7 protein-coding genes are annotated in these 8,516 nt (G+C 61.9%); 4 read left to right on the top strand and 3 right to left on the bottom strand.

Going from position 1 to position 8,516, the window contains the following annotated elements:
- Positions 1-31 precede the first annotated feature (31 nt).
- The 3 genes from rnr to EN949_RS29490 form a co-directional block, all read right to left on the bottom strand.
- Positions 32-2,350 (bottom strand): ribonuclease R, encoded by a 2,319-nt coding sequence (gene rnr, locus EN949_RS29480; protein ID WP_127371866.1) that lies wholly within the window; start codon positions 2,348-2,350, stop codon positions 32-34.
- 6 nt (positions 2,351-2,356) lie between these two features.
- Positions 2,357-4,993, bottom strand: coding sequence for a type I DNA topoisomerase (gene topA, locus EN949_RS29485; protein WP_063167901.1), 2,637 nt, complete (start codon positions 4,991-4,993; stop codon positions 2,357-2,359).
- Between the two features lie 359 nt (positions 4,994-5,352).
- Positions 5,353-5,730, bottom strand: coding sequence for a hypothetical protein (locus EN949_RS29490; RefSeq protein ID WP_024503571.1), 378 nt, complete (start codon positions 5,728-5,730; stop codon positions 5,353-5,355).
- A 185-nt stretch (positions 5,731-5,915) separates the two neighbouring features.
- Here EN949_RS29490 and EN949_RS29495 point away from each other — a divergent pair, with 185 nt between their 5' ends.
- The 4 genes from EN949_RS29495 to EN949_RS29510 all read left to right on the top strand — a co-directional run.
- Positions 5,916-6,662 carry a cytochrome c biogenesis CcdA family protein gene (locus tag EN949_RS29495; RefSeq protein ID WP_063170222.1) on the top strand — a complete coding sequence of 249 codons (747 nt, stop codon included), beginning with the start codon at positions 5,916-5,918 and terminating at the stop codon, positions 6,660-6,662.
- A 230-nt stretch (positions 6,663-6,892) separates the two neighbouring features.
- Positions 6,893-7,429 (top strand): hypothetical protein, encoded by a 537-nt coding sequence (locus EN949_RS29500; RefSeq protein WP_127367386.1) that lies wholly within the window; start codon positions 6,893-6,895, stop codon positions 7,427-7,429.
- Between the two features lie 50 nt (positions 7,430-7,479).
- On the top strand, positions 7,480-8,235 hold the full coding sequence (locus tag EN949_RS29505; protein WP_063167903.1) for a hypothetical protein: 756 nt from the start codon (positions 7,480-7,482) through the stop codon (positions 8,233-8,235).
- Positions 8,236-8,354: 119 nt separating this feature from the next.
- Positions 8,355-8,516 (top strand): NTP transferase domain-containing protein (locus EN949_RS29510; protein WP_164782576.1); only part of this gene is annotated, 162 nt, incomplete at its 3' end.

Raw genomic sequence — 8,516 nt, forward strand, 5'->3', positions numbered from 1 at the left:
CCGAAAACCTGTTCTTCCATGGCTGTTGTCATCATCGTCTCCTGCCGCGCGAACCCGGTCGCGATTGCGACGCGCGGGCGCGGCCCTTGGCCTTGTGAAACGACCGCTTGGAGCCCGGCAGAGGCTTTGGGTCGGTCAACATCTCAAAGCGCATCGCGCCGGCCATCGGCGCGACCTCGATAAGCCGGACCTCGACGCGGTCCGCGAGTTGGTAGCCTTTGCCAGAGCGTTCTCCGAACAGGGAGCGAGCCGTTTCATCGTATATATAGTAATCGCCGCCCAGAGTTGACACCGGGATGAAACCATCCGCGCCATACTGCGGCAATTGGACAAATAGTCCTGATTTGGTGACGCCGGAGATGCGGGCATCGAACCGGTCATCGATGCGTTCGGCGAGATAGGCGGCGATCAGACGGTCGACCGTGTCCCGCTCGGCCGCCATTGCGCGGCGTTCCGTGCCGGAGATCAGCACCGCGACATCTTCGAGCCGTGCCGCTTCGTCCTGCGTCAGCCCGCCCGGACCCAGTCCGAGTGCGGCAATAAGTCCGCGATGCACGATCAAATCGGCATAGCGGCGGATCGGCGAGGTGAAATGGGCGTAGCGGCGGAGGTTGAGACCGAAATGGCCGATGTTCTTTGGCGAGTATTCGGCCTGGCTCTGCGAGCGCAGCACCACTTCGTTGACAAGACCTTCATTGTCGGCGCCGCGCACGCGCTCCAAAATGCCGTTGAACTGGCTTGGCTGCATCTGCGCGCCGCGCGCCAGTGACAGGCCCAATGTCTGCAGGAACTCGCGCAGCGATTCCTGCTTGGCGAGCGACGGCGCGTCGTGGACGCGATAGACCAGCTCCTGCTTCTTCGCCTCCAGCGTCTCGGCCGCGGCGACATTGGCCTGGATCATGAATTCTTCGATGAGCTTGTGGGCATCGAGCCGCTCCGGCACGATGACGCGGTCGACGGTGCCGTCCGGCTTGAGTACGATCTTGCGCTCCGGCAGATCGAGTTCGAGCGGCTGGCGGCCATCGCGGCCGCGCTTCAGGATCGCATAGGCGTCCCACAGTGGCTTCAGCACGGTTTCGAGGATCGGGCCTGTCTTGTCGTCCGGCGCGCCGTCGATCGCCGCCTGAGCCTGTTGGTAGGCGAGCTTTGCCGCCGACTTCATCATGACGCGATGGAAGGTGTGCCTGAGCTTGCGGCCCTCGGCCGAAAAGATCATGCGCACTGCCAATGCCGGCCGGTCCTGGCCCTCGCGCAGCGAGCAGAGATCGTTGGAGATGCGCTCGGGCAGCATCGGCACGACACGATCCGGGAAATAGACCGAGTTGCCGCGCTTCAGCGCTTCGCGGTCGAGTGCAGTGCCATAGCGCACATAGGCGGCGACGTCGGCGATTGCGACAGTGGCAACCACGCCGCCGGGGTTCTTCTCGTCGGGATCCGGCGCGGCGAAGACGGCGTCGTCATGGTCCTTGGCGTCGGCCGGATCGATGGTGACCAGCGGCAGGTCGCGCCAATCCTCGCGATGGTCAGGCGTCGTCGGTTTGACGGCTTCGGATTCTGCGATGACGTCGGCCGGGAAGATATGCGGAATGTCGTGCGCATGGATGGCGATCATAGAGACCGCCTTTTCGCTGGTCAGAGAGCCCAGCACGTTGAGCACCTTGGCTCTCGGCAAGCCGAAACGGGAGGCTCGCGCCGGCTCGACCTCGACCAGGTCGCCATTCTTGGCGCCGTTCTGGAATTCCTTGTCGACGATCAGTTCGGGCTGGCGCCGTTCCACCGGTTCGATGCGGAAGGTGCCGTCCTGCAGGATGCGAAAGATACCGAGCACGGCATCGGTACGTTTTTCGAAAATCTTCACCACCCGCCCGGTGTAGGCGGGGCCGCCCAGGGCGACGTTCGTGTCGTCGGCCGGAAAGGTCTTGGCCAGCACGCGGTCGCCAATGCCGGGCGCCGGTCCACTGCCACTGCGCGACAGGCGGATGGAAACGATGGGCGGCGGCCCATTGGCTGTGTGTTCGGTTGGGCGCGCCAAGAGCACGCCATCGGCATCGCGGTCGAAAATATCGAGGACCGTGACATGGGGCAGGGCGCCGACGCGGGCCAGCCCCTTGCGCTCCTTGGTGAGGACGCCTTCGTCCTGCAGGTCGCGCAAAATGTCCTTCAGCCAGATGCGGTCGTCGCCGCGCAGCGCGAACGCCTTGGCGATGTCGCGCTTGCCGGCGCGATCCGGATTTTCGGCAATGTAGCGCAGGATTTCGTCACGCGACGGCCGATAGTCGTCCTTGACCTTGGCCCTGGTGTCGGCGGTGCGCGGATCGCCGTGGGTTCTGCCGGTGATCTTGCGCGCCACGCTGTCCTACCCTTTTTTCTTCGCGGCCGGCTTCTTCGCAGCCGGCTTCTTGGCGGCTACTTTCTTGGTTGCCGGAGCTTTGGCCGCGGCCGCCTTGCGGAACGGCTTTTTGCCGCCGCCGCCCTTGGCTTCCTTCTCGGCAATCAGCGCCAGCGCATCCTCCATCGTCACCGACTGGGGATCCTTGCCCTTGGGCAGCGTAGCATTGACCTTGCCGAAATTCACGTAAGGCCCGTATTTGCCGTCGCGCACGACGATCTTGCCGCCGCCATCGGGGTGGTCGCCGAGCTCCTTGAGCGCAGCGGCCGTGCCGCCATTGCGGCCACCCTTGCCCTTCAGCTGCTTCTCGGCGATCACCGACACGGCGCGGTTGAGGCCGATCGAGAACACGTCCTCGATGCTTTCGAGATTGGCATAGGTGCCGTCATGCAGCACGAACGGACCGTAACGGCCGAGCCCGGCCGAGATCATCTTGGCCGTTTCCGGATGCTGGCCGACATCGCGCGGCAGCGACAGCAGCGCCAGCGCCTTTTCGTGGTCGATCGACTCTGCCGTCCAGCCCTTGGGCAGGCTGGAGCGCTTGGCTTCCTTGCCGTCGCCGCGTTGCAGATAGGGGCCGAAGCGGCCGCTGCGCAGCGTGATTTCCTCTGACGTATAGGGGTCCTTGCCGATGACCTTGGTGCCGTCTTCGCCGCCGCCATTCTCGCCATTGGAGTTGGCGGCATCGCCGAGCTGGCGGGTGAAGGAGCATTCGGGATAGTTGGAGCAGCCGACGAAGGCGCCGAACTTGCCGAGCTTCAGCGACAGATTGCCGGTGCCGCATTTCGGGCAGATGCGTGGATTCGAACCGTCTTCGCGCGCGGGGAACACCAGCGGCGCCAGCTCTTCATTGAGCGCATCCAGCACGTCGGTGACGCGCAGTTCCTTGATGTCGGCGACGGCGCCGGAAAAATCCTTCCAGAAATCGCGCAGCACGTCCTTCCAGGCGAGCTTGCCGTCCGAAATCTCGTCGAGCTTTTCCTCGAGGGACGCGGTGAAGTCGTACTCGACATAGCGCTTGAAGAAGCTTTCGAGGAAAGCGGACAGCAGCCGGCCCTTGGCCTGCGGCACCAGCCGGCGCTTGTCGATGGTGACATAGTCGCGGTCCTCGAGCGTCTTCAGGATCGCCGTATAGGTAGAAGGCCGGCCGATGCCGAGCTCTTCCAGCTTCTTGATCAGCGACGCTTCGGAGTAACGCGGCGGCGGCTCGGTGGTGTGCTGGGTGGCGTTGATCGCCTGGCGGGCAAGCTGCTCGCCGGCACGGATCTCGGGCAGGCGACGATTTTCCTCGTCTTCCGCATCGTCGTCCTTCTGGTCGGTGTATGCGGCGATGAAACCGTCGAACCGAACGACCGAACCGATGGCACGCAGCTCCGCGGTGCGCGATCCATTGACCGCCTCGATCTCGGCGGTGGTGCGCTCGATTTCGGCCGGCTGCATCTGGCTGGCGATGGCGCGCTTCCAGATCAGCTCATAGAGCCGCATCTGGTCGGAATCGAGATATTGCCTGACCGATGCCGGGGTGCGCATGAAATCCGTCGGGCGGATCGCTTCGTGCGCTTCCTGGGCGTTCTTGGCTTTGGCCGTATATTGGCGCGGCTTTTCCGGCAGGTATTTCGGACCGAATTCCTTGGCAATGGCATCGCGTGCGGCGTCGATCGCCTCGGGTGCCATCTGCACGCCGTCGGTTCGCATATAGGTGATCAGACCGGTGGTCTCGCCGCCGATCTCCATGCCTTCATAGAGGCGTTGCGCCACCTGCATGGTGCGGCTGGCCGAGAAGCCGAGGCCCGACGAGGCGGCCTGCTGCAGCGTCGAGGTGGTGAAGGGTGGGCCGGGATTGCGCTTGGTCGGCTTGGCTTCCACCGACACCGCCTTGAAGGTTGCGCCTTCGAGCATCGACTTGATGTCGTCGGCCTGCGCCTTGTTGGAAATGTCGAGCTTTTGCAGCTTCTTGCGATCGAAGGCGGTCAGCCGCGCTTCGAAATTCTCGTTGCGCGGCGTGCCCAGCAGTGCAGCGATCTGCCAGTATTCCTCGCGGATGAAGCGCTCGATCTCGGATTCGCGGTCGCAGACGAGACGCAGCGCAACCGACTGGACGCGTCCGGCCGAACGGGCGCCCGGCAGTTTGCGCCACAGCACCGGCGACAGCGTGAAGCCGACGAGATAATCCAGCGCCCGGCGGGCGAGATAGGCATCGACCAGCGGCGCATCGATCTGGCGCGGATTGGCCATCGCTTCCAGCACCGACGATTTGGTGATGGCGTTGAAGACGACGCGGCTGACCGGCTTGTCCTTCAGCGCGCGCTTCTGCTTCAGAACTTCCAGCACATGCCAGGAAATCGCTTCGCCTTCGCGATCCGGATCGGTGGCGAGGATCAGGCCGTCGGCGTCCTTGACCGCCTTGGCGATGTCGGCGAGGCGCTTGCCGGAGGCGGTGTCGACCGCCCAGGACATGGCGAAATCCTCATCCGGACGCACCGAGCCATCCTTGGCCGGCAAGTCCCTGATATGGCCGAACGAGGCCAGAACCTTGTAGTTCTTGCCGAGGTATTTGTTGATTGTCTTCGCCTTGGCCGGCGATTCGACGACGACGACGTCCATGAGGTCTCATATCAGCTGTGGTGCGGCAGAAGAATTCCGCTGCGCGCGACGAAATCTCGTTCTATTTGTCGCTCACATGGCCGCGCTTTTGCATCCGGTCAAGGGGAAGCGCCCAAATTGCGGGCCGGTCCGCAGCAATACACTCTTAGAGTGTATGGAGAAAATCACAGAATTTGGGAAAGGCAGATGGTGGGTCTGAGTCAGCGGAAACGACCCGATTCATTTTTCCGCCGAGTCGTTGAAATGCTGCCCAAACCAGGACGGGCGACATTATAACGGGCTGTTCGATGCCGGCCGCCGGATGGCATGGAGATGCCCGGCGACCAGCCCTTGTCCCGCCAGCAGCGGGAATGGCGTGCTTAGTCGGCCTTGACGATATGCCAGACTTCGCCGACGCCGTCGCCGGTCACATCGCCGGGCTTCTTGTCCTTTATGAAGGTGTAGACCGGCTTGCCGTCATAGGCCCACATCTTGGTGCCGTCGGTGCGGTCGACGACGCTCCACTCGTCATCCGCCTTGGCGCCGGCTTCGGCTTTCAGCGGCGGCCAGTTGGTGGCGCATTTGTCGTAGCAGTTGCTCTTGCCCTTCTCGTCCTTGTCATAGGTGTAAAGCGTCATGCCATTGGCGTCGGTGTAGATCTTGGCGCCATTGACCTCGGCTTCCTTCCACGCGTCGGCAGCGAAGGATGCGGCGGTGCTGAGCAGAAGCGCTGCCAGTCCTGCGGTTATGGTTTTCATGGAAATCTCCTGACTGATATCTGGAGACGCGCGGGAAATCGCGGCCTCACAGCATCAACGCCTGCGGGCTGTCGTTTCTTCCTGGCAAGTGCGTCGGGCAATGGATGATCTTGCCAACACAATGGTGATTGGTGGACAAGGCTGCGCGTCGCTATATCGGCGTCACGACATTGGAGTTCTTGGAAATGGCATTGGACATCGGCTATGTCAGCGCGGTCGGGGCTGGGGCGATTTCGTTCCTGTCGCCTTGCGTGCTGCCGCTGGTGCCGCCTTATCTCTGTTATATGGCCGGCGTCTCGGTCGACGATTTCCGTGGCAATGCGGGTGCGACAGCGCGTGAAGGCGCACGCGGCGCGCTGATCTATTCTTCGATCGCCTTCGTGCTCGGCTTCTCGACCGTCTTTGTCGCGCTCGGCGCCGGCGCCTCGACCATCGGCCGGCTGCTGCGCGTCTGGCAGGAGCCGCTGGCCATGGGCGCAGGCGTGCTGATCATCCTCATGGGCCTGAATTTCCTCGGCGTCCTGCGCATTCCGCTGCTGTCACGCGAGGCACGCTTCCAGTCGCAAGGGAAGCCGGCAAGTGCAATCGCGGCCTATGTCATGGGGCTGGCTTTCGCCTTCGGCTGGACGCCGTGCATCGGCCCGGTTCTGGGACCGATCCTGACGCTGGCCGGCGGCCGTGAAACGGTGGGCGAGGGCGCGCTGCTGCTCGCCGCCTATTCGCTGGGGCTGGGCATCCCGTTCCTGATCGCAGCGCTGTTTTCCGGCGCCTTCATGCGCTTCCTCGGCAAATTCCGCGTTCATCTCGGCCGGGTTGAAAAAGCAATAGGCGCGCTGCTGGTTGTCGCTGGCGTGTTTTTCCTCACCGGCGGCGTTCAGACGGTGTCTTACTGGCTGCTGGAGAATTTTCCGCTGCTGGGGCGGTTGGGGTAGGCGTTCGAGCTCAAGCGGGCTTACGGATATTGTTTCACTTGCGTAGTAAGTTCCGGATCGGAATTTCCCCGCTCCATTTGGTCTTACACTGCAATATTGACGTGAGCCTGCAAAAGCTCGCACAATCAATTCAAAGCTTGATATTGTGCAGCATGAGAAGTGGAAAAATTCCTTTTAGATTCGATATAGCCGACTTGCTGGCGCGAGCGCGGAGGCAAGTGGATGGTCGCTTGGGTGACGTGACGATTAACCTCCCATTTATCAGTATCGCTGTCAGCCCGAATGATCGAGAGCGTAAGGTTGCCCGCGAGCTCGTAATTCGGCTCCGGGATCGCAGGATTCTGTCCGCTTGGGAGTGCTGCGATGGCTGCATTGACAATGCGCTCAAGTCGCTTGGGGAAATCAGGCAAACGCTCGTGGACAAACGGGTAGAGCTTGCCGACTTGCAGGATGGGCCGCTGTACTTACTGCTTGACGCGATGGCTCTGGGTATTCGCCAATTTATGACGTTCGAGGAACTGCTCCGGCGCGACGAGAACGCCCCGCTGCATCCACGCTTTGGAGAATTCTATCGACCGCCTGACACCCGGCAGGCTTATTTTGATGCACTGGAGGTGCTCCGCGGGCACCTGAACCGGTGCCTTGGGCAGATCGCTACGATTGCCAAGATGCCAATGGCCGACGAAGGCGTGATTGCCGACTATCAAGGGCCGTGGCAGCTAGAGGCCTATCAGGAGCCGCCAGCTCTGCCCTCTCCTGACAGCTAGCGCTGTCGTTGCAAACGCGAAATCGACTTAGGCAATTGGGGAGGCAGCCTATGTGGAATTGGTTGAGGAAGAAATCGAGCCAGCCTGACCATGAACTCAAGGCCCTGGCTGAGCAATTTGTCCGGCCACAATCGCTCGCTGTAGCGTTGGCCGCATCTGTGCGCGACTACGTCAATGCAGTGAAAGCGGGGAAGTTGTCCTATCCTGCCCATCGCAGAGAGGGCGCAAGCGTTGTCGAGATATGGGCCGACTTGCGGATAGAGGCGATCCACAAACTGTTCAACTTTGGGCAATCGGATGCTTTCCTGTTTTCGGACCATCGCCGGCAGGAAGAATTATTGGCTTGCTTCCTGGACGAGCGAGTTCACCTTGAAATGCCGCAACCTCGCGGAGCGGGGGTTCCCGATACCATACAGGCAATGTGGCAGGTCTACGTCTACCTAAGTGCTGCAGGGTCAGAGGTGGCCGACCGCGAGACGGATCGGGAAGGCCTCAAATTGAAAGGGCGATCCATTCTTGATCGAATGGAATCAGATTGCGCCGACGCAAGGCCGAGATGGGGGGCATTTCGGACGGGCGTGGCGAGCAGCACGGTCCCCCCAACCATGATAGAGCTGCTACATGCGGACGTGACTGCCAAGGCTAAGTCGATCGCACTGTCCAAGGTGTTCGGGCCCTATTATGAGGGCGGGATTAAGCACATGGAGAGTCTGCTTGCCAAACAAGGAAGCGACGTGGCCGCTTTCCAAGCCTCGGTCGAACGACTGCTCGCAGCCAAGGATCCGGACTATCTTACGTCTCGCTAGTGGCAATATCGACCAGCTGCTCGACCCACCTCACCGGAATTTAACCGCATTGGTGCAGCATGACGCCAGATGCTACCTATCTTCGATTCCTGATCCCTTTTCATATGGTTGTCCTTTCCATGAGCCAGAGATCCTGCCTGTCCGTCATCCTCGCCGCCGGCGAAGGCACGCGCATGAAGAGCGTGCTGCCGAAGGTGCTGCACCAGATTGCCGGGCTGCCGATGGTCGCCCATGTGGTGAAGGCAGCGGAAGAGGCGGGTGCCGGCAGCCCGGCAATCTGG

It is taken from the genome of Mesorhizobium sp. M7A.F.Ca.US.007.01.2.1 (genome assembly GCF_003998165.1).
GTDB lineage: Bacteria > Pseudomonadota > Alphaproteobacteria > Rhizobiales > Rhizobiaceae > Mesorhizobium > Mesorhizobium ciceri.

What these genes read in the sequence shown, in the direction of transcription:
- EN949_RS29495 (WP_063170222.1), top strand. Translation starts at nt 5,916, where the DNA reads ATGGCATTGGACATCGGCTATGTCAGCGCGGTCGGGGCTGGGGCGATT.
- EN949_RS29490 (WP_024503571.1), bottom strand. Translation starts at nt 5,730, where the DNA reads ATGAAAACCATAACCGCAGGACTGGCAGCGCTTCTGCTCAGCACCGCC.
- EN949_RS29505 (WP_063167903.1), top strand. Translation starts at nt 7,480, where the DNA reads ATGTGGAATTGGTTGAGGAAGAAATCGAGCCAGCCTGACCATGAACTC.
- topA (WP_063167901.1), bottom strand. Translation starts at nt 4,993, where the DNA reads ATGGACGTCGTCGTCGTCGAATCGCCGGCCAAGGCGAAGACAATCAAC.